Annotated in this window: 22 protein-coding genes; 6 read left to right on the forward strand and 16 right to left on the reverse strand. The window is 72.9% G+C overall.

The window, feature by feature from the left end; genetic code table 11:
- Window positions 1–54 precede the first annotated feature (54 nt).
- Window positions 55–873 carry an NAD(P)H-binding protein gene (locus ACGFIM_RS04665; RefSeq protein ID WP_393194572.1) on the reverse strand — a complete coding sequence of 273 codons (819 nt, stop codon included), beginning with the start codon at window positions 871–873 and terminating at the stop codon, window positions 55–57.
- Window positions 874–959: 86 nt separating this feature from the next.
- Between ACGFIM_RS04665 and ACGFIM_RS04670 the strand changes: the two genes are divergently transcribed.
- Entirely contained in the window at window positions 960–1,526 is a 567-nt protein-coding gene (locus ACGFIM_RS04670) for a TetR/AcrR family transcriptional regulator (protein WP_393194575.1), read from the forward strand.
- Between the two features lie 58 nt (window positions 1,527–1,584).
- On the opposite strand, the gene ACGFIM_RS04675 is transcribed toward ACGFIM_RS04670, so the two are convergent.
- Both ACGFIM_RS04675 and ACGFIM_RS04680 read right to left on the reverse strand, forming a co-directional pair.
- Complete coding sequence (locus ACGFIM_RS04675; RefSeq protein WP_393194578.1) at window positions 1,585–2,901, reverse strand: FAD-binding oxidoreductase; 1,317 nt, start codon at window positions 2,899–2,901, stop codon at window positions 1,585–1,587.
- A 235-nt stretch (window positions 2,902–3,136) separates the two neighbouring features.
- The gene (locus tag ACGFIM_RS04680) at window positions 3,137–4,189 is read right to left on the reverse strand and encodes an N-acetylglucosamine kinase (RefSeq protein WP_393194581.1); all 1,053 of its coding nucleotides are present in this window, start codon (window positions 4,187–4,189) and stop codon (window positions 3,137–3,139) included.
- 147 nt (window positions 4,190–4,336) lie between these two features.
- Between ACGFIM_RS04680 and ACGFIM_RS04685 the strand changes: the two genes are divergently transcribed.
- Both ACGFIM_RS04685 and ACGFIM_RS04690 read left to right on the forward strand, forming a co-directional pair.
- Entirely contained in the window at window positions 4,337–5,635 is a 1,299-nt protein-coding gene (locus ACGFIM_RS04685; RefSeq protein ID WP_393194584.1) for an alpha-glucosidase/alpha-galactosidase, read from the forward strand.
- An 8-nt stretch (window positions 5,636–5,643) separates the two neighbouring features.
- On the forward strand, window positions 5,644–6,423 hold the full coding sequence (locus ACGFIM_RS04690; protein WP_393194587.1) for a DeoR/GlpR family DNA-binding transcription regulator: 780 nt from the start codon (window positions 5,644–5,646) through the stop codon (window positions 6,421–6,423).
- A gap of 124 nt (window positions 6,424–6,547) precedes the next feature.
- On the opposite strand, the gene ACGFIM_RS04695 is transcribed toward ACGFIM_RS04690, so the two are convergent.
- Together ACGFIM_RS04695 and ACGFIM_RS04700 are read right to left on the reverse strand one after the other, a co-directional pair.
- Window positions 6,548–7,816, reverse strand: coding sequence for an alpha-glucosidase/alpha-galactosidase (locus tag ACGFIM_RS04695; RefSeq protein ID WP_393194590.1), 1,269 nt, complete (start codon window positions 7,814–7,816; stop codon window positions 6,548–6,550).
- Window positions 7,813–8,754, reverse strand: coding sequence for a carbohydrate kinase family protein (locus tag ACGFIM_RS04700; RefSeq protein WP_393194593.1), 942 nt, complete (start codon window positions 8,752–8,754; stop codon window positions 7,813–7,815). Before ACGFIM_RS04700 ends, ACGFIM_RS04695 begins: the two co-directional genes overlap by 4 nt.
- 118 nt (window positions 8,755–8,872) lie before the next feature.
- Here ACGFIM_RS04700 and ACGFIM_RS04705 point away from each other — a divergent pair, with 118 nt between their 5' ends.
- Genes ACGFIM_RS04705 through ACGFIM_RS04715 form a run of 3 tightly spaced genes read left to right on the forward strand, consistent with a single transcriptional unit; the run spans window position 8,873 to window position 11,930 of the window.
- Window positions 8,873–10,171, forward strand: coding sequence for an ABC transporter substrate-binding protein (locus ACGFIM_RS04705; RefSeq protein ID WP_393194596.1), 1,299 nt, complete (start codon window positions 8,873–8,875; stop codon window positions 10,169–10,171).
- A gap of 2 nt (window positions 10,172–10,173) precedes the next feature.
- A complete protein-coding gene (locus tag ACGFIM_RS04710; protein ID WP_393194599.1) occupies window positions 10,174–11,112 on the forward strand; it encodes a carbohydrate ABC transporter permease in 939 nt (312 codons plus the stop codon).
- Complete coding sequence (locus ACGFIM_RS04715) at window positions 11,112–11,930, forward strand: carbohydrate ABC transporter permease (protein WP_393194602.1); 819 nt, start codon at window positions 11,112–11,114, stop codon at window positions 11,928–11,930. The genes ACGFIM_RS04710 and ACGFIM_RS04715 overlap by 1 nt, the downstream gene beginning before the upstream one ends.
- A 6-nt stretch (window positions 11,931–11,936) precedes the next feature.
- Here ACGFIM_RS04715 and ACGFIM_RS04720 read toward each other — a convergent pair whose 3' ends face one another.
- The 11 genes from ACGFIM_RS04720 to ACGFIM_RS04770 all read right to left on the reverse strand — a co-directional run bounded on the left by ACGFIM_RS04720 (window position 11,937) and on the right by ACGFIM_RS04770 (window position 24,610).
- Window positions 11,937–13,142 carry a cytochrome P450 gene (locus tag ACGFIM_RS04720; protein WP_393194605.1) on the reverse strand — a complete coding sequence of 402 codons (1,206 nt, stop codon included), beginning with the start codon at window positions 13,140–13,142 and terminating at the stop codon, window positions 11,937–11,939.
- Window positions 13,143–13,245: 103 nt separating this feature from the next.
- Complete coding sequence (locus ACGFIM_RS04725) at window positions 13,246–14,334, reverse strand: Gfo/Idh/MocA family protein (protein ID WP_393194608.1); 1,089 nt, start codon at window positions 14,332–14,334, stop codon at window positions 13,246–13,248.
- Complete coding sequence (locus ACGFIM_RS04730) at window positions 14,319–14,993, reverse strand: ThuA domain-containing protein (protein WP_393194611.1); 675 nt, start codon at window positions 14,991–14,993, stop codon at window positions 14,319–14,321. Before ACGFIM_RS04730 ends, ACGFIM_RS04725 begins: the two co-directional genes overlap by 16 nt.
- 436 nt (window positions 14,994–15,429) lie before the next feature.
- Window positions 15,430–18,090: a fumarate reductase/succinate dehydrogenase flavoprotein subunit gene (locus ACGFIM_RS04735; protein ID WP_393194614.1), complete on the reverse strand. Its 2,661-nt coding sequence runs from the start codon at window positions 18,088–18,090 to the stop codon at window positions 15,430–15,432.
- Window positions 18,091–18,093: 3 nt separating this feature from the next.
- Entirely contained in the window at window positions 18,094–18,807 is a 714-nt protein-coding gene (locus ACGFIM_RS04740; protein ID WP_393194617.1) for an ABC transporter ATP-binding protein, read from the reverse strand.
- The gene (locus ACGFIM_RS04745) at window positions 18,804–19,661 is read right to left on the reverse strand and encodes an ABC transporter permease (protein WP_393194620.1); all 858 of its coding nucleotides are present in this window, start codon (window positions 19,659–19,661) and stop codon (window positions 18,804–18,806) included. Before ACGFIM_RS04745 ends, ACGFIM_RS04740 begins: the two co-directional genes overlap by 4 nt.
- On the reverse strand, window positions 19,658–21,073 hold the full coding sequence (locus tag ACGFIM_RS04750) for an ABC transporter substrate-binding protein (RefSeq protein ID WP_393194623.1): 1,416 nt from the start codon (window positions 21,071–21,073) through the stop codon (window positions 19,658–19,660). Before ACGFIM_RS04750 ends, ACGFIM_RS04745 begins: the two co-directional genes overlap by 4 nt.
- Window positions 21,074–21,084: 11 nt before the next feature.
- Window positions 21,085–21,312: a 4Fe-4S dicluster domain-containing protein gene (locus ACGFIM_RS04755; RefSeq protein WP_364052304.1), complete on the reverse strand. Its 228-nt coding sequence runs from the start codon at window positions 21,310–21,312 to the stop codon at window positions 21,085–21,087.
- On the reverse strand, window positions 21,303–22,064 hold the full coding sequence (locus ACGFIM_RS04760; protein WP_393194626.1) for a GntR family transcriptional regulator: 762 nt from the start codon (window positions 22,062–22,064) through the stop codon (window positions 21,303–21,305). Before ACGFIM_RS04760 ends, ACGFIM_RS04755 begins: the two co-directional genes overlap by 10 nt.
- 66 nt (window positions 22,065–22,130) lie before the next feature.
- Window positions 22,131–23,816, reverse strand: coding sequence for a dipeptide ABC transporter ATP-binding protein (locus ACGFIM_RS04765; RefSeq protein WP_393194629.1), 1,686 nt, complete (start codon window positions 23,814–23,816; stop codon window positions 22,131–22,133).
- Complete coding sequence (locus tag ACGFIM_RS04770; protein WP_393194632.1) at window positions 23,813–24,610, reverse strand: ABC transporter permease; 798 nt, start codon at window positions 24,608–24,610, stop codon at window positions 23,813–23,815. Before ACGFIM_RS04770 ends, ACGFIM_RS04765 begins: the two co-directional genes overlap by 4 nt.

Raw genomic sequence — 24,610 nt, forward strand, 5'->3', positions numbered from 1 at the left:
GCAGGGGACGCCGCCATGAGGTTCTGCGTGGGCCGACGTCCCCTCCCCCGTCCTTCACGGCCGGAAGGCGGCGGCGTGGCGGGCCGCCCAGTCGGCGAACGTGCGCGGCGCGCGGCCCAGGACCGCCGCCACGTCGGGGCTGACCTGCCGCTCGGCGGCCATCGGCGTGCCGAGGACGCCCAGCGTGGCCTCGACGACCTCGGCCGGCATGAACCTGGACATCTCCGTACGCGCCTCCTCCCGGCTCTGCTCGGTGAAGCGCACCTCGCCGCCGAGCGCCCGCCCGATGGCCGCCGCCCGCTCGCGCGGGGTGATCGCCTCGGGGCCGGTGAGCACGTACGTGCGGCCCGCGTGCCCGTCCCGCCGCAGCACCGCGGCCGCGACCTCGGCGATGTCGGCCGGGTCGATGAACGGCAGCGCGACGTCGGCGAACGGCGCGGCGGCCGTCTGGTGGGCGCGGATGGAACCGGCCCAGGCCAGGGTGTTGGTGTAGAAGCCGCTGGGACGCAGGATCGTCCACTCCAGCCCTGAGGCGCGCACGGCCTCTTCGAAGGCGGCCGGGTGGGCGTACCGGTCCGGCCTGGTGCCCGCGCCCTGCGAGGAGAGCAGGACGACGCGCCGGATCCCCGCCTCCCCGGCGACCTTCAAGACGGCCTCCGGCTCAGGCCCGGCGACCAGCAGGAACAGCGCGCTCGCCCCGGCGAAGGCGGCCCGGAGGCTCGCCGGATCGCCGAGGTCGGCCGCGACGTGACGGACGCCCTCGGGCTGCGGCGCGGGGTTCCGCGAGACGGCGGTGACCTGCTCCCCCGCGGCGGCGAGCAGGCGGACGACCTCAGCGCCGACGTTCCCCGTGGCTCCCGTGATGACGTGCATGGACGGCTCCTCAGTTCTTAGTTAGTTGACTGACTTAGAGCTGAGACCATAGCGGACCCGGGGCGCGGCTGTCTATAGTTAGTCAGGTGACTGACTCAAAGCGGCCGGGAAAGCGGGAACGGCTCGCCGGCGCCGCCGCCAAGGTGCTGCACGAGCAAGGAGTCGAGAGGACGACCCTGGCGGACATCGCACGGGCCGCCGACGTGCCCGTGGGCAACGTCTACTACTACTTCAAGACGAAGGACCAGCTCATCCAGGCCGCGATCGACGAGCACGGCCGCGAGCTCGACACCCTCATCGCCGGGCTCGACCGGCTCGAAACCCCGCAGGAACGGCTCAAGGGGCTGGTACGCGGCTGGATGAGCCGGCCCGAGATGACCGCCCGCTACGGCTGCCCCACCGGCACCCTCGCATCCGAGCTGGACAAGCGCGACGACGGCCTCGACAAGGCGATCGCCGCAGTGATGCGGCGGGTGCTCGACTGGGTGGAGACGCAGTTCGCCGCCATGGGGCGCGAGGACGCACGGGAGCTGGCCGTCGCGCTGTTCGCCGCATACCAGGGCGTCTCGCTGCTCACCAACACCTTCCGCGAGCCCGAGCTGATGACCGCGGAAGGCCGCCGCCTGGAGCGCTGGATCGACTCCCTGGCCTGACTCCCTCCTGGGCAGACCCCTGCGCGGCGGCAAGGGCCTGCCCAACCAGCCGGGCGGCTCAGGCGAGGACCGGGTAGTTGGCGCGCAGCACGCCGCGCGGGTCCCTGGCGCGCTTGATCGCGCGCAGCCGCTCCAGCACGGGCGCGGTGAAGGCGGCAGCGGCGCGCTCCCCGTACCCGAGCAGGGTGTACGGCTTGCGCCCGCTCGCCCGCTCCCCCAGCCGCCCGGCGAACCACCGCAGCCGCTCCCCCGCCGCCTCGGCCAGCTCGGGCGTGAAGGCGGGCCCGAGCAGGTACAGCAGGTACGGCTCCGCCACCGGCCCGCCCGGCCCGCCGTCCGGCCGGGCGGCGGCCAGCGCGCCGCCGAGGTGCCGCACCTGCGCGACGGCCAGCGGCGCGAGCGGCGCGTCCAGCACCAGGTCGGCGACCTCGTCGTCCAGCCTGGTCAGCAGCTCCGAACGCGACCTGCCGGGAGTGGGATCGACCGGTTCGGCGGTGATGGCGCCGAGATCGGCCACCGCGAGCGGCCCCCGGGTGTCACGGAGCACGTCGCCGATCTTGCCGAGCCGGTCGAGCAGCGCGCGTCCCTCCCGCTCCTCGCCGAGGAACGCGGCGTCGATCGTCACCATGGGCGGCAGGTTGGGGAGGTTCACCCGGCCGAACCACAGCGACAGCTCGTCCGGCGCCTCCGCGGTGAGCTCGCGGTAGGCGTCGAACACCTCGCGGGCCCGGTGCTCCGGCCACGCCACCCGGCCCCCGTACAGGGCGGGGGCGGGGAACAGCGCGAACTCGACGGCCGTGACCACCGCGAAGTCGCCACCGCCGCCGCGCAGCGCCCAGAACAGCTCGGGGTCCGACTCGGCCGTCACCGTGACGGGCTCCCCGTCCGCGGTCACGACGTCGAAGGCCCGTACGGCGTCGGCCGCGAACCCGTGCCTGCGCCCGAACCAGCTCAGCCCGCCGCCCAGCGTGTACCCCGCGACACTCACGACCGGGCTGCTGCCCGCGAGCCCCGTCAGCCCGTGCCGGCCCGCCTCGGCCAGCACCTCGCCCCACTTCACCCCCGCGCCCACCCGGGCGACCCGCTCGCCGGGGCGTACCTCGACGCCGCCCAGGCGGGTGGTGCGCAGCAGGATCGCCCCCTCGGTGCCGCCCGCCGCGCCGTGCCCGCCCGCCTGGGCGGCGACCGGGATCCCCGACTGGGCCGCGTACTTGACGACGGCCGCCACCTCGCGCGCGTCGCCCGGCTCGACGACGGCGGCGACCGGCTGGCGCACCGACGCGTTCCACGGCCTGGCCGCCTCCTCGAACCCGTCGTCGCCCGGCAGCAGCACCCTTCCGCCCGGCACGGCCGCGCGCAGCTTCGCGTTCGTCATATGTCCTTCGCTCCTCTGGATCGTTCCGACGGCCCCGGACACTCGATCCGGGGTCACCGTTACGACGAAATCGGCGGCGAGAGTGTGACCTCGTGCCGGTCAGCGGGCTCACCGCCCGCCGGCGCGAAGACCGGGTGCCGCGCCGGGGCCGCCACCGTGCGCCACCAGACGGCGCTCCTCAGGCGGCGGCGCGCCACCGGACGGGTCAGGGCCGTACGCGGCCAGACGACGTGCGTCAAGGGACCGCGCGCAGCCAGGCGGCGTGCGGGCCTCGGGCTCCGGCGGCGAGCCAGGCGGCCGCGGCCGCGGTGTCGCCGGCGATCGTGACCGGGGCGCTCCACCGCTCCTCGCACAGCCGCAGGACGTGCTCGCGCACCGGGCCTTCGGCGGTGAGGACGCCGCCGGCCAGCACGATCGGCGACGTCTCGCCGGGCGCGCGCACGTGAGCCAGCGTGGCGAGCAGCCGTTCGGCGGCGGACTCGACGATCGCGACGGCGGCCGGGTCGCCCGCCTCCGCGGCCTTGCCGACCAGCGGCGCCAGCGGGGCGAGCGTCGCCACGGGCGCGGCCTGCGCCCGGATGATGAGGAGATCGGCGATGCGCGCCGTCGGCTCCTCCCCCGGACCGGCCACCGCCTCGGCCACCAGCCGCACCAGCTCACCCGAGGAACCGGCAGCGGCCGGGCGGTCCGAGCGGCCGTCGGACGTGCGCTCGCCCGTCGCGTCCGCGGCGGCCGGAGGAGCCGAGCCGCCGGGCTCCGGCCGGACCGCCCGGGCGGCGGTGAGGCGGCGGATGGTGTGGCGGGCGGCGGCGCGGCCGAGCCAGAAGCCCGAGCCCTCGTCGCCCAGCAGCCAGCCGTGCCCGTCGGCGACCCGGGTGACGCGCCTGTCCTCGACGCGCAGGGCGACCGCTCCCGTTCCCGACAGCAGCACGTGCCCGGACGGCTGCGGGGTGCCCGCGACGAAGGCGAGCAGGGGGTCTTCGACACCGCGTACCGGGAAGCGCAATCCGCAGCCGGCCCAGGCGCGGGCGAAGGCGGCGTGCACGGCGGAGTCCTGGAGGGCGCCGAGACCGGCGAGCCCGATGACGCCGTTCGCCACCCGGCCGGGGTCGATGTCCCCGAGCGCCTGCCTGACGGCGGCGGTGATCTGGGCGAGCGCGGCGTCGACGCCGTGCGCGACGGGGTTCCCGCCTCCGGCCAGGCCGTAGCCTGCGCGTTCGCCGCTGGAGGTGGTGAGCAGGGCACGCGTGGAGGTGCCGCCGGCGTCGATGCCCAGGTACAGGTCCATGGTCGCTCTCTCGTCGTGCTGGGGGGATCGGCGCGCACTGTACCCGCCCCGCCCGCTTCAGCGCCGCCCCGCTCCGTGCGGCGCCGAGCGGTTCGGGCCCGGCCGGATCGGGGTGGGGCAGGTGGGCGGGCGTGGGATACTGCGGAAATGGCGCGGATCGTCTTCATCGGGGTCGGTGACGTGGAGCTGACGCGCCGCGTGGTCTCCGCGCTGGTGCTGGCTCCCGGCCTGCGCGGCGAGCTGGAGCTCATTCTCCACGACGACGACCCGGGCAAGCTGGTCACGACCGAGCGGCTGGTACGCGCGATCGACGCCGAGGCGGGCGCGGACGCGAAGATCCGCAGCGTGTTCGACCGGCGGCAGGCGCTCAAGGGCGCCGACTTCGTGGTGAGCCATCTCGATGTGGGCGGGTTCGACGCGACGTTGCGGGACTTCGAGATCCCCCACCGTTACGGCCTGCGCCAGACGATCGGCGACACGATCGGCATCGGCGGTGTCTTCCGCGGCCTGCGCACGATCCCGGTGCTGGTGGAGCTGGCCGGGCAGATGGCCGAGGAGTGCCCGGACGCGTGGCTGCTGAGCTGCAGCGACCCGATGGCGATGACCGGGTGGGCGGTGCACGAGGCGACGGGGTTCGAGCGGTTCGCCGGGCTGTGCCACTCGGTGTGCGACACGCACGCGTACCTGGCCGATCTCGTCGGGCGCGACGAGGACGAGGTGACGTTCCTCAGCGCGGGGCTCAACCACCAGTCGTTCGTGCTGCGCTTCGAGGCGGACGGCCGCTCGCTCTACCCGGAGCTGGACGCGGTGCTCGACGCCGACCCGCAGCTGCGGCGGCACGTACGCGTCGAGCTCTACCGTACGTTCGGCTACTTCCCGACGCAGTCGAGCGAGCACGCCGCCGAGTACGTGCCGTGGATCATGCGTCATCCCGATGAGACGGCGAGGCTCGGCGTGCCGGTCGAGGAGTACCTGCGGCGCGTCGGCAAGAGCCTGCACCTGTACGAGGAGACGCGGCGCGCCCTGTCGGCGGGCCACCCGCTGCTGATCCGGTGGCAGCATCAGGAGCCGGCGGCTGCGATGATCCTGGCGATGCTGACCGGCGAGGAGAAGGAGATCTACGTCAACGTGGCCAACCGTGGCCTGATCGGCAACCTGCCCGAGGGGTGCTGCGTGGAGGTTCCGGCCGTGGTCGGCGCGGCGGGGGTGCGCCCTCTGCCCGTCGGCGACCTGCCGGTGCAGCTCGCCGCCCTCAACCGGACGTTCCTGAACGTGGTGGAGCTGACCGTGCGGGCGGCGCTCGACGGCGACCGTTCGCACGTCTACCACGCGGCGATGCTCGACCCGAACACGGGCGCGACGCTGCCGCTGCCCAAGATCAAGGAGCTGTGCGACGAGCTGATCGAGGCGCACGGCGACCTGCTGCCCGCGGCGGTCCGCGCGTGATGGAGCAGATGCCGACGGAGGTGCGGCGCGAGCGCATGCTGGCGATGCTCGCCGAGCAGGAGTTCGCACGGGTGGCGGAGCTGGCCGAGGCGTTCGGGGTGTCGAGCGTGACCGTGCGCGCCGACCTCGACGCGCTGGAGGAGCAGGGCAAGGTGCGCCGGGTGCGCGGCGGCGCGATGATCGCCGGGCCGGCGCCGCACGTGGAGCCGTCGTTCGAGCTGTCGCTGGGCACGGCGGCGGTGGAGAAGTCGCTGATCGCGAAGGTGGCGGCGCGGCTGGTGACCTCCGGCGAGTCGGTGCTGATGGGGGCGGGCACGACCACCTCGTACGTGGCCCGCGAGCTGGTGGCGCGCACCGATCTGACCGAGGTGACGGTGTTCACCAACGGGCTGCGCACGGCGCTGGAGCTGGAGCCGGCGCTGCCGCGGATCTCGGTCGTGGTGACCGGCGGGAGCCTGCGCCGCCAGCAGCACTCGCTGGTCGATCCGCTGGGCGGCAAGCTGCTCGAGGGCATCAGGGCGCACACGGTGATCCTGGGCTGCGGTGGCATCGACCCGGTCGCCGGGGTGACGAATGTGAGCCTGCCCGACGCCGAGATGAAGCAGCGCATGCTGCGGGCGGCGGCGAGGAAGATCCTGGTGGCCGACGCCTCGAAGCTGGGCGTGGTGGAGATGGCGCCCATCTGCGCGATCGGGGACATCGATCTGCTGATCACCGGGGAGTCGGCCGATCCCGAGTGCGTGGCGGCGCTGCGGGACAAGGGGCTCGAGGTCGAGATCGCCCGCTGAGCCCCGGGCTCCCGCCGGCCGTCGCTCCCCGCGCCGCCGCAGCAGCAGCCCCGGGCCCCGCCGAGGCGTGGCGGGCCCGGGGCGATCGCGGGCGGGACGGCGGGCGCGGGTGCGGCGGGGGCGGTCAGGCGCGCAGGGCCTCCGGGAGGAGGTCGCCGTGGGCGCGGGTGAGGTCGTCGGCCATGGCCCAGATCTGGTCGAGCGTCAGTGACGCGGACGTGTTCGGATCGACCATCAGGGCGTGCCTGACCAGGCGGGGGTCGCCTTCCAGCGCGGCGCGCACGGTCAGCTCGTTGACGCTCACGTACGCCCGGTTCAGCGCCGCGCACTGCGGCGGCAGCGCGCCGACGGCGGTGGGCCGGACACCGGTGGCGTCCACCACGCAGGGCACCTCGACGACGCAGCCCTGCGGCAGGTTCGAGATGAGGCCGTCGTTGACGACGTTGCCGTAGACGACGCGCGGGGTGCCGGTGACCATGCTGTGGATGATCTGCGGCGCGTACTCGTCGGTGCCGGCGATGTCGAGCTCGCCGCCGCCGCGTACGAGGTCGCGGGTGCGTTTGTACTCGGCCAGGTTCTCCTCGCTGACCCGCAGGTACTCGCCGACGGGGATGCGCAGCCGGTCGATCTCGCTGTCGTGGTGCATCAGCCACGGCACGTACTCGGCGGAGTGCTCGCTGGTCTCGGTCGGGTAGTAGCCGAGCCGCCGGTACATGTCGATTCTTACGCGCCGCCGCAGCTCGGGGTCGTCCACGTCGAGCCGGGGGTAGAGGTCTTCGCCGTCGCGTTCGAAGCGCAGCACCCACGCCTGGTGGTTGACGCCGGCCGCGACGTACGAGACCTCCTCGTACGGCACCGACACGAGGTCGGCCAGCCCCCGCATGGTCCAGTAGACGGAGTGGCACAGCCCGACGACGTTCTTGACCTTCCCCGACAGGTACCACACGTTCATGGCCATCGGATTGGTGTAGTTGAGCAGCAGCGCGTCGGGGCAGACCGCGGCGATGTCGGCGGCGAGCGCGTCGAGCAGGGGGAACGTGCGCAGGGCGCGGAAGACGCCGCCGGCGCCGATGGTGTCGGCGATGGTCTGGCGCAGCCCGTACCTGGCGGGGATCTCGAAGTCGGTGACGGTGGCGGCGTAGCCGCCGACCTGCACCATGTTGATGACGAAGTCGGCGCCGTCGAGCGCTTCGCGGCGGCCGAGGTGGGCGGTGACGGTGGCGGCGCCGCCGGTGATGCGGCGGGCGACGGCCTCGGCGACCTCCAGGCGTTCGGCGTCGATGTCGTGCAGGGCGATGCGCATGCCGCGCAGCTCGGGGAAGGCGATGAGGTCGGCGAGCAGCCCCTGGGTGAAGACGACGCTTCCCGCCCCGACGAACACGATCTTCTTCATGACGTTGCTTCCTCCCAGGTGGGCTGCGCCGCGGTGCCGCCTGCGGCGCGGGTGGAAAGGGTGCCGCAGGTCACGGCCACGGTCATGGCCTGCTTGAGCGGCAGGCCGCGCAGCAGCGCGGCGAGCAGTCCGGCGTTGAAGCTGTCGCCCGCGCCGACGGCGTCGACGACGGTGGCGGGGGTGGCGGGGACCTCGGCGGGCTCTCCGTCGGCGAAGGCGAGCGCGCCGAGTGCGCCGCGCTTGACGACGGGCAGCGTGCCGCGGGCGGCCAGCTCGCGTACGGCCCACTCCACGCCCGCGCCGTCGGGCGGCGGGCCCGCGACGGCGGCGGCGATGGCGCGGGCTTCGGCCTCGTTGGGCAGCAGGACGTCGGTGACGGGCAGGACCTCGGCCAGGCCCGCCCACCGGCCGGCGGGGTCGTCGTTGGTGTCGAGCGAGGTGGACGCGCCGGCCGCTCTGGCCAGGCCGAACAGCCCGGGGAGGCCGGCGGCGAGCCGCGGCTGGAGGAAGTACGACGACACGTGCACGTGCGCGGCCCGCTCGACGAGCCCGCGCGGCACGTCGCCGGCGGTGAGCCGGTCGAGGCAGCCGGGGGCGGTGAGTATGGCCCGGTCGTCGCCGTCCGCGAGCACCACGGTCATGGCGGTGGGCACGCCGGGGTCGACGACACAGGCGGAGACGTCGACGCCGCCGCCGCGCAGGGCGTCCAGGACGAAGGCCCCGGCGGGGTCGTCCCCTACCCGGCCGACGAACGCGGTGCGCAGGCCGAGCCGGGCGGCGCCGTACGCGGTGATCGCTCCGGAGCCGCCGAGCACCAGGCCGGCGGCGGGGACGAGCTGTTCACGCTGGCCGAACTCGGGATGGCGGGGCGCGCCTGAGACGATCACGTCCGGGTTGGCGTCGCCGACGACAAGCAGGTCGAAGGTCGTTCTGGACACCACGGCACCGTGCCAGGCGTTGTGAAAGCTTGTCAAGCCTTGCGCTTTTTCGAAGGTATTGACAAGACTTCGAAAGTCACCATGATTGGCTCCAATCATTCCGGGAGGAGCATCCACAGTGCGAAGAACAACCGCGGCGGCCCTGGTCGCGGCGATCGTCCTGGCGGCCGCGGGCTGCGGAGGGTCGGCGCAGGAGGGCGCGAAGACGGTGGACCCGCAGGCGAAGGTGAAGCTCACCTGGTGGACGGGCCAGACGGCGGACGCGGAGAAAGTCCTCGAAGGGCTGGCCGCCGAGTTCACCCGGCAGCACCCCAACGTGACGATCGAGGTCTCCTCCGGCGCCTCGACCACCGACGACCTGCTGCAGAAGCTCTCCGCGGGCTTCGCGAGCGGCGTCTACCCCGACATCTCCTACGCTTTCGGAAGCTGGGCCTCGCAGCTCCAGGAGTCCGGCAAGACGCTCGACCTGACCGAGAAGGTGAAGGACCCGTCGGTCGGGTGGGAGGAGTTCCCCGAGGCGGCCCGCTCGACCGCGACGCCGAACGGGCAGGTCATCGGCTTCCCCGCGATCGTGGACAACCTTTCGCTGCTGTACAACAAGAAGCTCTTCGACGCCAAGGGCGTGCCGTACCCGACCGACGAGTGGACCTGGGACGACTTCCGCGCGGCGGCGAAGAAGCTCACCGACCCGGCGGAGAAGATCTACGGGACCGCGTACTCGGTGAGCGCGTCCGAGGACACGACCTGGCACTTCTGGCCGCTGCTGTGGCAGCGCGGCGGCAGCATCCTCACGCCCGACCAGAAGAAGCCCGCGTTCAACTCGCAGGCCGGGGTGGACGCGCTGGAGTTCCTGCGGGCGATGGCGGTGGACGACAAGAGCGTCTACCTCGACCAGACCGACGAGCGCTACGCGCCGCTGTTCGCCGACGGCCGCATCGCCATGATCATCAACGGGCCGTGGTCGCTGTACGACCTCAAGCAGAAGAAGACCGACTACGGCGTGACCTTCCTGCCCGGCACGAACGGCGACCACCAGACCGTCTCGGGGCCCGACCTGTGGACGCTGTTCGACAACGGCGACGCCAACCGGGCCTACTGGTCGTTCGAGCTGATCAAGTGGCTCACCTCGGCGGAGGGCGACGCCCGGTGGAACCTCACCCAGGGCAACCTGCCGCTGCGCACCTCCGAGACGGAGCTGCCCGAGTACGACAAGTACATCAAGGAGTACCCGGGCGCGGAGAAGATGGTCGCCAACCTGGCCAACGCCAAGCAGGCCAGGCCCACGGTCAGCGGCTACGTGGAGATGTCGCGCCATGTCGGCGAGGCCATCGCCAAGGCCATGCAGGGCGCGGCGACGCCCGAGCAGGCCCTTGACGAGGCGGCGCAGAAGTCCGTGCCGGCGCTGGCCGGGGGCTGACGATGTCGGTGCTGTTCGCCGGGCGCCGCCCGGCCGCGCACGCGGCGACGCTCCCCTCCGGCAGGGTGCGGTGGCTGCATCGCACGCTGACCGGCTGGGGCTTCGCCGGCCCCGCCACCCTGCTCGTGGTCGGCCTGTCGATCTTCCCGGCGGTGTGGGCGTTCCTCATCTCCCGACAGAAGTGGAACGGCATCTCCCCCGCCAAGCCGATCGGCTGGCTCAACTACGAGCTCATGGCGCAGGACCCCGACCTGCTCGCGGCCGTGCGGCACACGCTGGTCTTCACGGTGCTGTTCGTCCCGTCGTCGATCTTCCTCGGGATGCTCGTCGCGGTCGCGCTCAACCGGCCGATCAAGCTGGTCGGCTTCTACCGTACGTGCATCTTCATCCCGTTCGTGGCCTCGGCCGCGGCCACCGGCATCCTCGCGAACTTCGTCTTCAACCCGCAGTACGGCGCCGCCAACAGCGTCCTGCGCGTGCTCGGCCTGCCGCAGCAGCAGTTCCTGGAGAGCCAGTCGCAGGCGCTCGCGGTGATCTGCCTGATCGCGCTGTGGGGGCAGGTCGGCTTCACCGTCGTCGTCTACCTGGCCGCGCTGCAGGACATCCCGAAGGACGTGGTGGAGGCGGCCCGCATGGACGGCGCCAATCGCCGGCAGATCTTCCGGCACGTCACCATGCCGCAGCTCGGCCCGGTGACCGTCTTCACCTCCATCTGGCAGACGATCACCGCGCTGCAGCTGTTCGACCTGGTCTTCACCACCACCAGGGGCGGGCCGCTCGGAGCCACGCAGACGATCGTCTACTACGTCTACGTCCAGGCGTTCAAGCTCACCAAGTTCGGTTACGGCTCGGCCGTCGCGTACGGGCTGTTCGCCGCCACCATGCTCATCACCGTCGGGATGATCCTCTACTCCCGGCGCAGCAAGATCGAGGCCTTCTGATGAGACGCCTGCCGTTCAGCCCGTGGCACCTGCTGCTCATGCCGCTGGCGCTGCTGTTCGCGCTGCCGCTGGTGCAGATGGTGCTGACCGCGTTCATGCCGGACAGCGACATCAACCGCTTCCCGCCCCGCTTCATCCCGAGCCGGCTCACCCTCGACGGGTTCGCGGGCCTGTTCAGCCAGTCGCACGCGCTGCTGTGGCTGCTGAACACGGTGATCGTGGCCGCCGTCTCCGTCGTGTCGCACCTCGTCCTGTGCTCCATGGCCGGGTACGGCTTCGCGCGGCTGAAGTTCTTCGGCAAGCAGGCCGGGTTCCTGATGATCCTCGCGACCATCATGATCCCGACCCAGCTCCTGATGATCCCGACGTACGTGATGTTCAGCCGGCTCGGCCTGATCGACACGCTGGCGGCGGCGTTCGTGCCGTGGCTGGCGTCGGCGTTCGGGATCTTCCTGATGCGGCAGTTCTTCCTCTCGCTGCCCGCCGAGCTCGAGGACGCCGCCCGCATCGACGGGTGCACGACGTTCGGCGTCTTCTGGCGCGTGGTGCTGCCGCTGGCCAGGCCCGCGCTGGCCACGCTGACGGTGTTCACGCTGCTCGGCTCGTGGAACGACCTCATCTGGCCGCTCATCGCGATCAGCGACGAGAACATCTACACGATCCAGCTCGGCCTTGCCAACTTCCAGGGCACCCGGCACACCCAGTGGTCGCTGCTCATGGCCGGGAACGTGGTGGCGACGCTGCCGCTCATCATCGGGTTCGTCGCGGCGCAGCGGCAGTTCGTCGCCACCATGACGTTCACCGGGCTCAAGGGCTGAGGGCCCCTACCACGCGACGGGCAGGGAGGTGAGGCCGTAGACGACGTTGAACGAGCGGAACTCGGCGGGCGGGCCCGCCTCGCGCAGGCCGGGGAAACGCTCGAACAGGGCGGGGAACGCGATGCCCATCTCCATCCTGGCCAGCGGCGCGCCGAGACAATGGTGCACGCCGTGACCGAAGGCGACATGGCCCATCTCGCCGCGCGAGATGTCCAGCCGCTCCGGGTCGGGCACGAACGCCGGGTCGCGGTTGGCGGCCGGCAGCGCGCACACCACCAGCTCGCCCTCCGGGATGCGCACGCCCGACACCTCCACCTCGGTGGTGGTCACCTTGACCGTGCCCGAGTGCACGATGCTGAGCCAGCGCAGCAGCTCCTCGACCGCCGCGCCCCACCGCTCGGGCTCCTCACGCAGCAGGCCGAGCTGATCGGGGTGGCGCAGCAGCGCCAGCGTGCCGAGTCCGAGCATGTTGGACGTGGTCTCGTGGCCGGCCAGCAGGAGCAGGCTGCCGATGCCGGCCAGCTCGTCGGCCGACAGGTCGTCGCCGTGCTCGCGGACGAGCATGCCGAGCAGGTCGTCGCCGGGGTCCTTCAGAGCGCGGCCGACCAGCTCGCTCATGTAGGCGCGCGACTCGAGCTGCGCGGCGGCCCGCCGCTCCACCGGCTGCGACAGGTCCAGCATGATGCCGCTGCGGCGCTGGAAGTCGGCGCGGTCCTCGTACGGGACGCCCAGCAGCTCGCAGATCACCAGCGACGGGATCGGCAGCGCGAACGACGTCACCAGGTCGGCGGGCGGGCCCGCCGCCTCCATGGCGTCGAGGTGGCCGGCGACGATGTCCCTGACCCGCGGCTCCAGGCGGCGCATGCGGCGCATCGTGAACTCGGGGGTGAGCATGCGGCGCAGCCGCGTGTGCTCGGGCGGGTCGAACATCAGCATGTTGCCCGCGCGCACGCGCTTCAGCTCCTCATCGGTGAGCTGCGGCGCGCCCGGCGGCCGGTGACCGGCCGAGCGGGCGTTGCTGAACCTGGACGGGTCGCCCAGCACCTCCCGGACGTCGGCGAACCTCGTCACCATCCAGACCTCGGCTCCGAACGAGGTGCTGACCTTGCGCACGCCCTCCTCCTCGCGGATCCTCGCCAGATCGGGATCCGGGGTGAAGGCCGAGCGCCGCATGTAGACGGGCATCGCGGGCGTGGTCGTGGAATCAGTCATCGAGTCGCTCCCCCCTTGGCCTCCATTAAACGCGGCGGTACGGAGGCGGGTCCCGGCCGGGTCGCCTTCCCGCGGGTTCGGCCGGGACCGTCCCGATGCCTCGTCAGCCCTGCGCTGCCGGGTCGTGGAACGCCACCGGAGCGGGCCGCTCGCAGGTGCTCTCGACATCCACCGACCTGCCGGAATGGGCGGAGGCGAGCAGCGACTCCATGACGTCCAGGACGTGGAACGCCATCGTCCCGCCCGCCCTGGGCTCCGGCTCGGACAGGAAGTCGATGAGGCCGACGCCGCGTCCCGCCTCGGTGTACCCGGCCGAGACGGGCAGCTCGCGGGCCTCGCCGTCGCCGAGCTTCGTCAGCAGGACGGACCCGTCGAAGCGGTTGGGGTCGGGGACGACGAGCGAGCCCCGCTCGCCGTGCACCTCGATGTTGGGGGCGCGGGTGGCCACCGCGTCGAAGCTCATCACCAGCGTGGACAGCACCCCGGACTCGTGCACGAGCACGCCGGTGACGTGCGTGTCCACGGTGACCGGGATCTCCTCGCCCTGGCGCGGGCCGGAGCCGATCGTGCGCTTGGAGCGCGTCCTGCTGGCCGCGCCGATGACCGAGCGCACCGGCCCGAGCATGGTGACCAGGCTGCTGATGTAGTACGGGCCCATGTCCAGGAGCGGGCCGCCGCCCGGCACGTAGTAGAAGTCCGGGTTGGGGTGCCAGCGCTCGTGGCCGGGCGTCATCATGGTCGCCGTCGCCGCGATGGGCCGGCCGATGAGGCCGTCGTCGATGGCGGCGCGGGCCGTCTGGGTGCCGGTGCCGAGCACGGTGTCGGGCGCGCAGCCCACCCGTACCCCCGCCGCGCGGGCGGCGTCCAGCACGCGCCGGGCGTCCTCGCCGGTCGCGGCCAGCGGCTTTTCGCAGTAGACGTCCTTGCCCGCCGCGATCGCCTGCAACGCGACGTCCGCGTGCGCGGCCGGGATGGTGAGGTTGAGCACCACCCGGATGCGCGGGTCCGCGATCAGCTCGGCCACGCCCAGCGCCTCGACGCCCTCGTACTCCGCGGCCGCCGCGCGCGCCCGCTCCGTGTCGAGGTCGGCCACCGCGACCAGCTTGACCTGGGGCAGGCGGTCGATGGTCTTGAGGTACTGCGCGGAGATGGCTCCGCAGCCCACGATGCCGACGGTCAGCGGCTGGCCCACAGCATGCCCCTCTCGATGATCGTGCGCACGCTGTCGTGCTGCAGGACGTCCAGGCTGTGCCCCGGCGTCGTGACGAAGATCCGGCCCTTGCCCCAGCGGCGGGTCCAGATGGCCGGCGAGGTCACCTCGCGGTGCCACGGATCCCACGGGCGCACCTTCTGCGTCGTGGTGGCCAGCACGTCGATGTAGTCGTCGGTCAGCACCCAGTACTGCTCGGTCACCAGGTCGAAGTCCTCGATCCCCTCCGTGATCGGGTGCGCGGCCGCCTCAGGCAGCATGTTCACCGTGTACGGGACGAAGTTGTGCCGCTCGGTGCCGGCGTCCGGGTCGTCGGGATGCTTGCCCGGATGACAGGCGAACTGCCCGCCGATGAGGTGCAGGTAGTCGGAGGAGTTGCGGAACGAGTCGGCGATGCCGCCGTGCCAGCCGGCCATCCCCGTACCCGCCTCGATCGCCGCCCGCAGGCCCTTGAGCTCGTCGGGCTCGATGGTGCCCATCGTGTAGCACTGCACGATGAGGTCGATCTCGGCCATGAACGCGGGGTCCGCGTACGGGGCCGGACTGTCGGACAGCCGCACCTCGAAGCCGTTCTTCTCCAGGAAGGGGACGAAGAGGTCGGTGGCCGCCACCGGCGCGTGCCCCTCCCATCCTCCTCGCACCACGAGAACCTTGCGCGTGTGCTCGCCCGCCATGCAATCGCCAATCACTCGTTGAACGATAAACCGTTGTGTACCACCCATTCCACGAATAGCGGCACACTTCGCCAATTCTGTCTGACTTCCCCCGAAACCCCCACCCCCTTTTCCCTACCGGCAACGAGAAGTTCGCCTCACCCCGAAGGAACATGGACCCCTCGCCGGCGAAAGGTCGCGGTCTTCCACTCTCCTCCAAGGCGGTTCGACGAACGGGCGCCCGGCCCCGGCGGAAGGGCACCACGGGCGCTCCTTCCGGGGGCGGGCGACCGTCCCCGGAAGGAGCGGGACGTGACGAGCGACCACCCCCGGCAGGACCGAGGCAGGGCGAACGACCGCCCCGAAGGGGTGAAGCGGGGCGAGCGCCCACCGCTTCCCAAGGGGATGCGTGACGGGTGGCCCTTCAGGAAGTGAGGGCGTGGCGGGCGTAGGCGCGGACGTCGGCGTCGGGGTCGGTCAGGGCCCCTTCCAAAGCGGCGGACACGGTGGCGTCGGCGGCCCAGGGTGTCAGGGCCAGGACGGCGGCCTTGCGGACATCCAGGTTGCCGTCCGAGAGGGCGCCCACGAGAGGTTTCGTGGCGGTGCCGGGGTCGGCGGCGGCGAGGCAGCGGGCCGCACCGACGCGGACCTGCCAGGCGGGGTCGGACAGCGCGGGCAGGGCTTCGGCGACCAGGGGCGCGCCGGTGGCGGCGGACGCCTCCAGGGCGGCGGCCCTGACGAGCGGGTCGGCGTCCCGCGCCAGGCCGGCCAGCACGGGTGACGGGCGGCCGATGGAGCCGAGGCCCTTGGCGGCCCAGACGCGTACCTCGCGGGACGGGTCGGAGGCGGCGGCGGCCAGCTCGTCGGGGGCGTCGAGCGAGACGAGCCCTCGGATGGCGGCGATGCGCACCCGGTGGTCGCCGTCGCCGATGGCGGCGCGGAAGGTCTCGACGCCGCCGAGCCGCAGCGCCCGCAGCACGTCGAGGACGGCGGCGCGGACGAACGCGTCGCCGCTCGCGAGCCGCGCGGTCAGGGCGGCGCCCAGGGCGGGGGTGGCGGGCAGCACCTCGACGAGCTCGGTGAGCCCGGTGGCGGCGGTCCTGCGTACGGTGCCGTGCGGGTCGGCGAGCGCCTCGGCCAGCGCGGTCCCGGTGCCCTCGGGGACGGTCTCGGTGAGGGTGGCGATGGCGGCCCTGCGCACCTTGGGGTCGGCATCGGCGAGGTAGGGGGCGAGGTCGGCCACGGTGGGCTGCTCCTCGGCGAGCCGATGCAGCTCCAGGATGCGCGGCGAGCGCCCGACGGCGGCCTCCTGGCGGCGTTCCGCGGTGGCGCGGTGCGTGACGACGGCCGTGCCGACGGTGCCGAGCACGACGGGCTCGGCCTGGACGGGCGTGAACTCCTCGACCGGCACGAGGTAGGGCTCCACGGGCCGCTTGATGAACTCCATGGCCCCGTCGTCCCGCTTGCGCAGGTTGAGGTGGAACAGCCACTCGGCGTCGTCGCGCCGCGGCAGGTCGGCCCGCTCGTGGTAGAGCCCCCACCGGCTCTCGGTGCGCGCCAGCGACGCCCGCGCCGCCATCTCGGCGCAGTCGCGGATGAAGCCGACCTCGGCGCAGCGCATCAGCTCGTGCGGCGTGCGCGCCCCCATGGCGGCGATCTCGTGGCGCATCCGCTCGAACGACTCCAGCGCGATCTCCAGCTTGGCCGCGGTCTTGGGCGGCGCGACGTAGTCGTTGACGAAGCGGCGCAGCTTGTACTCGACCTGCCGCTGCGGCGTCCCGTCGGGGTTGCGCAGCGGACGGTAGACGAGATCGTGGGCGGCGGCGATCTGGTCGGCGGGCAGGTCGGCGAGCGGGGCGTGGTGTGCGGCGGCGTGGGCGCCGGCGAGGTCGCCGAAGACGAACGCGCCGATCATGTAGTTGTGCGGCACGCAGGCCAGGTCGCCGGCCGCGTACAGGCCGGGGACGGTGGTGGCGCCGTTCTCGTCCACCCAGACGCCGGACGCGGAGTGCCCGCCGCACAGCCCGATCTCGGAGATGTGCATCTCGACGTCGTGCGTGCGGTAGTCGTGGCCGCGCCCGGCGTGGAACGTGCCACGGGTGGGCCGCTCGGTGGTGTGCAGGATGTTCTCGATGGCGGTGATGGTCTCGTCGGGCAGGTGGGTGAGCTTGAGGTAGATGGGCCCGCGGGCGGAGGCGATCTCGGCGGAGACCTCGGCCATCATCTGCCCCGACCAGTAGTCGGAGTCGACGAACCGCTCCCCCTTGTTGTTGACCTGGTAGCCGCCGAACGGGTTGGCGACGTACGCGCAGGCGGGCCCGTTGTAGTCCTTGATGAGCGGGTTGATCTGGAAGCACTCGATGCCGCTCAGCTCGGCCCCCGCGTGGTAGGCCATGGCGTAGCCGTCGCCGGCGTTGGTGGGGTTCTCGTACGTTCCGTAGAGGTAGCCGGACGCGGGCAGCCCGAGCCGCCCGCAGGCGCCGGTGGCGAGGATGACGGCGCCGGCCGAGACCGTGACGAACCGCCCGCCGCGGGTGTCGAACCCGGCCGCGCCGACGGCCCGCCCGCCGGAGGTGAGCACCCTGACCGGCATGAACCGGTTCTCGATGCGCACCTTCTCCCGGATGTGGCGCTGCCGCAGCACCCGGTAGAGCACCTTCTTGACGTCCTTGCCCTCGGGCATCGGCAGCACGTAGCTGCCCGAGCGGTGCACGCGGCGCACCGCGTAGCCGCCGTGCTCGTCCTTTTCGAACTTCACGCCGTAGCGCTCCAGGCGGCGGACCATGTCGTAGCCCCTGGTGGCGGTCTGGTTGATGGTCTTCTGGTTGACGATGCCGTCGTTGGCGCGGGTGATCTCGGCGACGTAGTCCTCGGGGGTGGCCTTGCCGGGGATGACGGCGTTGTTGACGCCGTCCATGCCCATGGCGAGCGCGCCGCTGTGGCGCACGTGGGCCTTCTCCAGCAGCAGCACCCGCGCGCCGTGCTCGGCGGCGGTGATGGCGGCCATGGTGCCGGCGGTGCCGCCGCCGATGACGAGCACCTCGCACTCCAGGTGCAGGCGGTCCTCGATCGCGGGGATCTCCATCGTTCACAACTCCTTGAGGATCTGAGCGCGCAGGCCGGACCGGCCGGCCGCCGGGTCACGAGGGCTCGGCACGTCGATGACGGTGCGCACGGCGCCGTGGCCGAGCACCACGACCCGGTCGGCGAGCAGCAGCGCCTCGTCCACGTCGTGGGTGACGAACACGACGGTCGCCTGGGTGTCGCGCAGCACGTCGAGCAGGAGCGCCTGCATGCCGGCGCGGGTCTGGGCGTCGAGCGCGCCGAACGGCTCGTCCATGAGCACGGCCCTGGGCGAGCCGGCGAGGGCGCGGGCGAGCTGGACGCGCTGGCGCATGCCGCCGGACAGCTCGCGGGGCAGCCGGTCCTCGTGCCCGGCCAGGCCGACGCGGCCGATCCACTCTTCGGCGACGGCCCGCCGCCGCGCCTTGGACCAGCCGCGGATGCGCAGGGGCAGCTCGACGTTGCCGCGTACGGTGCGCCAGGGCAGCAGCGCGTCGTCCTGGAAGACCATCGCGCGCTCGCCGGAGGTGGCGGTGATCTCCGCGCCGCCGGCGACCACACGGCCGTCGCGCGGGCGCAGCAGCCCGGCGATGGCGCGCAGCAGCGTGGACTTGCCCGACCCGGACGCGCCGACGATCACCAGCACCTCGCCGGGCCGGACGGCGAGATCGACGTCGCGCAGCACGGGCCCGCGGCCGTAGCCGAGGGTCAGGGACTCCATGGTGATGCCGAGCGTCATGACGCGGCCTCCTCCGCGCGCGGCAGCCACCGCGTCAGACGGCGGCCGGCCAGCTCGACGGCGGCCGAGGTGAGCCAGCCGAGCAGGCCGATGGTGATCATGCCGACGATGACGGAGGGGTAGTCCACGATCGTGTACGACATCCAGGTGCGGTAGCCGACCCCGAACTCGCCGGAGATCATCTCGGCCGAGATGACGCAGATCCACGACACGCCCATGCCGACCGACAGCCCGCCGAACACCCCGGGCAGGATGCCGGGGAGCACGACGTTCAGCAGCACGTGGCGGCGCCCGCCGCCGAGCGTCCTGACGGCGTCCTCCCACAGCGTGGGCAGCGCGCGCACGGCGTGCCGGGTGCTCACCATGATCGGGAAGAATGCGGCGGCGAACGTGATGAACACGATGCCCTGCTCATCGGTGGGGAACAGCAGGATGGCGACCGGCACCAGCGCGATGGCCGGGATCGGCCGTACCGCCTCCATCAGCGGCAGCAGCACGTCTCCGGCCTGCGCCGACCTGGCGACCAGGATGCCCGCGGCGACACCGGCGACGGCGGCGAGGCCGAAGCCCGTGCAGATCCTCATGAGGCTCTGCAGCAGGTCGAGCCAGTAGAGCCGGGTGGCGAGCAGGCTCGCGGCCCGCTCGGCGACCTCGACGAGCGTGGGCAGCCGGTCGAACCTGAGCCACAGCCGGGCGTCGGTGACGGTCAGCAGCTGCCACAGCCCGGCCGCGGCGAGCAGGGAGGCCAGGCGGACGAGCCGCCTGCGCGTCTTGCCCGCTCCGCCGCCCCGCGAGCGCGCCTTCCCGCCGGATTCGGGCAGCGCGGGTGCGCGTACCTCGGTGCCGGCGGTCATCGGTCGTCACCTCCGGCGGCTTCGAGCGCGTCGGCGTAGCCGACGGGCCTGGTGCCCAGGTGCTTCGCGCGGTAGGCGTCGGCGCCCTCCTGCGTGGTGAACGGCAGGAACCGGTGCTCGGGGCCGGCGCCGGGGTCGCGCAGCCAGACCGCGCGATCGGCGAACCAGCGGGTGCCGGTCGTGGTGTCGGGCACGTACGCGGCCCGCACCTGCGCGGTCGCGGCGGCCACCTGGCGCAGCAGGCAGGTGGGTGTGGCGGCGGGCCGGAGGTCCTTCTCGCCGGTCAGCCAGAGCTCGGAGGCGGTCTCCGGGTCGTCGACGGGCTTGCCGCAGGCGGCGTCGGTGCCGGTGACGGCGGCGGGGTTCGCGGTCGATGCCCGGTCGGCGTCATAGTCCTCCCCGTACGCCTTGCGCAGGTAGGAGTCGTTGACGAACGCGCTCACGTCCACGCCGGAGAAGCCGGGGCTGATCCGCTTGAGGTAGGCCACGTCCCGCTGGTGGGCGGCCTGCAGCGGCTCCTTGAGCGTGACGTCGAAGGTGGCGATGCCGCCGCGCCCGTTATAGAGGTAGACCACCTCGGGCGGCAGCCCGGTCGCCTCGGCCACCGACTCGGCCGCCTCCACCGGGTGCTCGTGCAGGTAGCGGGTGGCGTCGATCTGCGCCTTGAGGAAGGCGTCCACGACCTCGGGGTGCTCCTCGGCGTACGCCTTGCGGACCACGACGCCGTGGAAGGTCGGCACGTCGAGCGCGGAGCCGTCGTAGACGAGCCGGCCCTTGTTCTGGAAGGCGAGCAGGCCGGGCCAGGCCACGAACTGGGCGTAGCCCTGCACGCCGCCCGACTCGAGCTGGGCCGCTCCCACGGCGGGCTGGTGGTTGACCACGTCGGCGCCGATGCCGGCCCGCTCCAGGGCCTGCACGAGCGTGCCGTGCCCGGCCGAGCCGACGCTGGCGGAGACCTTGGTGCCGGCCAGGTCGGCGAGCGTGCGCGCGGACGACGTGGGCGAGACGAGCACCATGTTGAGCCCGCCGCGCAGGTTGTAGCCGGTGATGGAGATCATCTCGGTCCTGGCCGACGGCACGTTCTGGGTGCGGGCGGCGTTGATGAGCAGCGGGTAGTCGCCCATCGAGCCGATGTCGATCTTCCCGGCGACCATCTTGGCGGTGATCGGGGCGCCGGTGTCGTAGTCCTGCCACTCGACGGTGTAGCGGGGGCCGAGCCGCTTCTCCAGGTAGCCGAGCGAGCGGAGCAGGGTCCCCGCGGTGACGGTGTTGATGGTCTTGGACTGGTAGCCGACGACCACGGTGGTCGTGCCGCCGTCGCCCTCGGAGGCGCCGCCGGCCGCGCCGGCCACCGAGCAGCCGGTCGCCGCGAGCAGCAGGGCGGTGGCGGCGGCCATGAGTGCTGTGCGCATCGGGCGTTCCTTCATCGCAGCAGGTAGGGGATGTTGATGGTGACCGCGTCCACGGGGCAGCGGGCCGCGCAGGGCCCGCAGTACCAGCACTCGTCCACGTGCATGTACGCCTTGCCGGTCTCGTCGCTGATGGCCAGCGAGTCGAGCGGGCACGCCTCCACGCAGAGCGTGCAGCCGTCGATGCACAGGGACTCGTCGATCGTGACCGGGACCTCGACGCGCTGGTCGATCAGGGCCATGCGTGCTCCTCTTTCTCGTTACGCCGCAGGTGACCGCGCATCGTCAGGCGGTCGCCCCGGAAACGGATGAACTCCAGGTCCACGGGCCTGCCGCCGGCCAGGTGGGTGAGCCGCTCGACCATGAGCAGCGCGGCCCCCCGCGGCGCGCCGAGCACGGCGGCGGTGTGCGGGTCGGCGTTGACCGCCTCCAGGGTCAGCTCGGCGGTGCCGAGCGGCCGGCCGGTGATGCGTTCGAGCAGGACGAAGATGTCGTTGCCGGCGAGGTCGAAGTCGAGCAGCGGCTCGCCCACGTCGCGCACCAGGTAGGTGAGGTCGAGGGAGAGCGGCAGGCCGTTGAGGCTGCGCAGGCGTTCGAGGTAGACGACCTGCTCGCCGGGCGCCAGGCCGAGCCGGTGGCTGACCGGGGCGGGCGGCTCGATGATCGTCATCGTGCGCACCTGGTTGACGACCCGGCCATGCTCGTGCAGGGTCTCGGCCAGGCCGAGCAGGCGGTGCAGGCCGTGCGGGTACTTCTCGGCGGCGACCGTGGTGCCGACGCCGGGACACCGTTGGACCAGCCCCTCCTCGCGCAGCAGGTCCAGTGCCTGGCGCACGGTGTTGCGCGAGGTGTCGAACTCGCGGGCGAGCGCGGACTCCAGCGGGAGCTGCCCGCCGGGGTATCCGCCGTGGATGATCTGTCTTCTCAGCAGGTCGGCGATCTGCCGGGCGCGGTCCGCCCGGCGGCGCCGATCGTCGAGGGCCACCCGTTCCATGGCCCACAACCTACTCAATCGGTAGGAAAAAGGGGATAACGGGAGGATTGCGCCACCAGGAGGCGGCTACGTACCCGCGCTGACCTGCGATTCCGCGCTCGGCTCCGGAAGATCTGCCACCTTCTCCGAGGGCAGCCGGGGCACGGCGGCGACCAGTTCGCGCGTGTACGGATGGCGCGGCCGCAGGAACACCTCGGCCACCTCGCCCTCCTCCACGACCTGGCCGTCCTTCATGACCAGCACCCGGTCGGCGACGTGCTGGACGACGCCCAGGTCGTGAGAGATGAACACCATCGCGGTGCCGTACTCGGCCTGCAGCTCGGCCAGCAGGTCGAGCACCTGGGCCTGGATCGAGACGTCCAGCGCGGAGACCGGCTCGTCGCACAGCAGCACGTCGGGGCGGGTGCCGAGGGCGCGGGCGATGGCGACGCGCTGGCGCTGGCCCCCGGACAGCTCGCGGGGGTGCCGCTCGGCCACGTCCTGCGGCAGCCCGACGCGGGCCAGCAGGTCCAGCACGCGGGCCCGCCGCTCGGCCTTGGGCAGCCGCAGCGGCTCGGCCACCAGGCGGCCGACCTTGTGCCGCGGGTCGAAGGAGTCCAGCGGGTTCTGTGTGATCACCTGGATGCGGGGCCGCAGCGGTCTGCGCTCGCGCTCGCGCAGCCCGCTCCACGGCCGCCCGAGCAGGGTCACGCTGCCCGCGTCCGGCTCCAGCAGAGCCATGCACAGGCGGGCGAGCGTGGTCTTCCCGGAACCCGACTCGCCGACGATGCCCAGCGTCTCACCCTTGCGCAGGGTGAAGGAGACGTCGTCCACGGCGCGGCGGGCGCCGTACGTGCGCGTCAGCCCGGTAGCGGCCAGCACCGGCCCGCCCTCCGCGGCCGGCGCGGGGCGGGCCAGCGGGCGGCCGTCGGTGAGCCGGGTGCCGCGCGAGGCGGCCGACGGGACGGCGGCCAGCAGCGCGCGGGTGTAGTCGTGATGCGGCCGGGTCAGCACGTCGCGCGCCGGGCCCTGCTCGACCACCCGGCCGTCGTGCATGACGAGGATGCGGTCGGCGATCGAGCCGACCACGGCGAGGTCGTGGCTGATGAGCAGCAGCGCCGTGCCCGCCGCCTTCTGCGCGGCGAGCAGCCGCAGGATCTGGGCCTGCACGGTGACGTCCAGCGCCGTCGTGGGCTCGTCGGCGATGATCAGCGCGGGGTCGGCGGCGATGGCGGAGGCGATGAGCACCCGCTGGCGCAGCCCGCCCGACAGCTCGTGGGGACGCTGCTTCGCGCGCAGCTCCGGCTCCGGCACCCCGGCCGCCTCCAGCAGCTCCAGCACCCGTTCCGCCCGGCGGGCGCGCGGCACCACGTCGTGCACGGCCAGCACCTCGGCGATCTCGGAGCCCACGGTGCGCAGCGGGTCGAGCGAGACCAGCGCGTCCTGCAGCACGAGGCCGGCGAAGCGGCCGCGCAGCCGCCGCCAGTCGTGCGGGCCGAAGCGCAGCGCGTCCCGCCCGGCGACGGTGAACGCCGACGCCTCCACCGTCGAGCCGGGACCGATCAGCCCGAGCAGGGTGCGCGCCGTCACGCTCTTGCCCGACCCCGACTCCCCCACCACGGCGACGCACTCGCCCGGCGCGATCGCCAGCGACAGGCCGCGCACCACCTCGTGCTCCCCGAAGCTCACCCGCAGATCCCGCACGTCGATCAGCGGCCCGGCGGAGCCGGACGGCGCGGCCGCGGCGGAGACGGCGTCGTGGGTGGTGGTCATGACGTCCTTCCTTCGAAGCGTTGCTGGAGCCGGCGGCCCACGACGGTCAGGCACACGACGGTCAGCGTGATCGCAAGGCCCGGGAAGAGCGCCTCCCACCAGGCCACCCGCAGGTAGTTGCGGGCCTCGGAGAGCATGGCGCCCCATTCGGCGGCCGGGGGCTGCGGTCCCATCCCGAGGAAGCTGAGGCCCGAGCCGGCGATGACGGCCTGGCCGAGCCCGATCGTGGCCAGCACGGGGATCGGGCCGAGCACGTTCGGCAGCACGTGCCCCACGGTGATGGCGAGCCGGGAGCGGCCGAACGTGACGGCCTGCTCGACGTAGCCCGAGCGGCGCACCACGAACGTCTGGGCGCGGATCACGCGGGCGTAGTTGGGCACCTGGGCGACGGCGATCGCGAAGATCACGTTGCCGGTGCCGGGTCCGGTGATCGCCACGATGAGCAGCGCGAGCAGCAGCTCGGGCAGCGTGGACAGCACGTCGAACGAGCGCGCCAGCGCCTCGTCCAGCCACTTCGGCGACAGCCCGGCGGCCAGGCCGAGCAGCACGCCCGAGGTGACGGCGAAGACGGTCGCGGCGACGCCGATGCTGATGGAGTGGCGGGCGCCGTGGACGACCCTGGCCAGCACGTCGCGGCCGAGGTGGTCGCTGCCGAACCAGTGCTCGCCGCCGGGCGGCGCGAGCGCGGCGAGCGGGTCGGCCGCCAGCGGGTCGGCCCCGGTGACCAGCCCCGGCACGGCCACGGCGAGTGCGAGCACGGCGAGAAAGACGAGGGGGAGGATCAGGCGGCGCAC

The organism is Nonomuraea sp. NPDC049309, assembly GCF_043196965.1.
Classification (GTDB): Bacteria; Actinomycetota; Actinomycetes; order Streptosporangiales; family Streptosporangiaceae; genus Nonomuraea; species Nonomuraea fastidiosa.

What these genes read in the sequence shown, in the direction of transcription:
- ACGFIM_RS04690 (WP_393194587.1), top strand. Translation starts at nt 5,644, where the DNA reads ATGCCGACGGAGGTGCGGCGCGAGCGCATGCTGGCGATGCTCGCCGAG.
- ACGFIM_RS04740 (WP_393194617.1), bottom strand. Translation starts at nt 18,807, where the DNA reads ATGACGCTCGGCATCACCATGGAGTCCCTGACCCTCGGCTACGGCCGC.
- ACGFIM_RS04750 (WP_393194623.1), bottom strand. Translation starts at nt 21,073, where the DNA reads ATGCGCACAGCACTCATGGCCGCCGCCACCGCCCTGCTGCTCGCGGCG.
- ACGFIM_RS04745 (WP_393194620.1), bottom strand. Translation starts at nt 19,661, where the DNA reads ATGACCGCCGGCACCGAGGTACGCGCACCCGCGCTGCCCGAATCCGGC.
- ACGFIM_RS04720 (WP_393194605.1), bottom strand. Translation starts at nt 13,142, where the DNA reads ATGACTGATTCCACGACCACGCCCGCGATGCCCGTCTACATGCGGCGC.
- ACGFIM_RS04765 (WP_393194629.1), bottom strand. Translation starts at nt 23,816, where the DNA reads ATGACCACCACCCACGACGCCGTCTCCGCCGCGGCCGCGCCGTCCGGC.
- ACGFIM_RS04715 (WP_393194602.1), top strand. Translation starts at nt 11,112, where the DNA reads ATGAGACGCCTGCCGTTCAGCCCGTGGCACCTGCTGCTCATGCCGCTG.
- ACGFIM_RS04735 (WP_393194614.1), bottom strand. Translation starts at nt 18,090, where the DNA reads ATGGAGATCCCCGCGATCGAGGACCGCCTGCACCTGGAGTGCGAGGTG.
- ACGFIM_RS04685 (WP_393194584.1), top strand. Translation starts at nt 4,337, where the DNA reads ATGGCGCGGATCGTCTTCATCGGGGTCGGTGACGTGGAGCTGACGCGC.
- ACGFIM_RS04680 (WP_393194581.1), bottom strand. Translation starts at nt 4,189, where the DNA reads ATGGACCTGTACCTGGGCATCGACGCCGGCGGCACCTCCACGCGTGCC.
- ACGFIM_RS04710 (WP_393194599.1), top strand. Translation starts at nt 10,174, where the DNA reads ATGTCGGTGCTGTTCGCCGGGCGCCGCCCGGCCGCGCACGCGGCGACG.
- ACGFIM_RS04760 (WP_393194626.1), bottom strand. Translation starts at nt 22,064, where the DNA reads ATGGAACGGGTGGCCCTCGACGATCGGCGCCGCCGGGCGGACCGCGCC.
- ACGFIM_RS04665 (WP_393194572.1), bottom strand. Translation starts at nt 873, where the DNA reads ATGCACGTCATCACGGGAGCCACGGGGAACGTCGGCGCTGAGGTCGTC.
- ACGFIM_RS04755 (WP_364052304.1), bottom strand. Translation starts at nt 21,312, where the DNA reads ATGGCCCTGATCGACCAGCGCGTCGAGGTCCCGGTCACGATCGACGAG.
- ACGFIM_RS04695 (WP_393194590.1), bottom strand. Translation starts at nt 7,816, where the DNA reads ATGAAGAAGATCGTGTTCGTCGGGGCGGGAAGCGTCGTCTTCACCCAG.
- ACGFIM_RS04675 (WP_393194578.1), bottom strand. Translation starts at nt 2,901, where the DNA reads ATGACGAACGCGAAGCTGCGCGCGGCCGTGCCGGGCGGAAGGGTGCTG.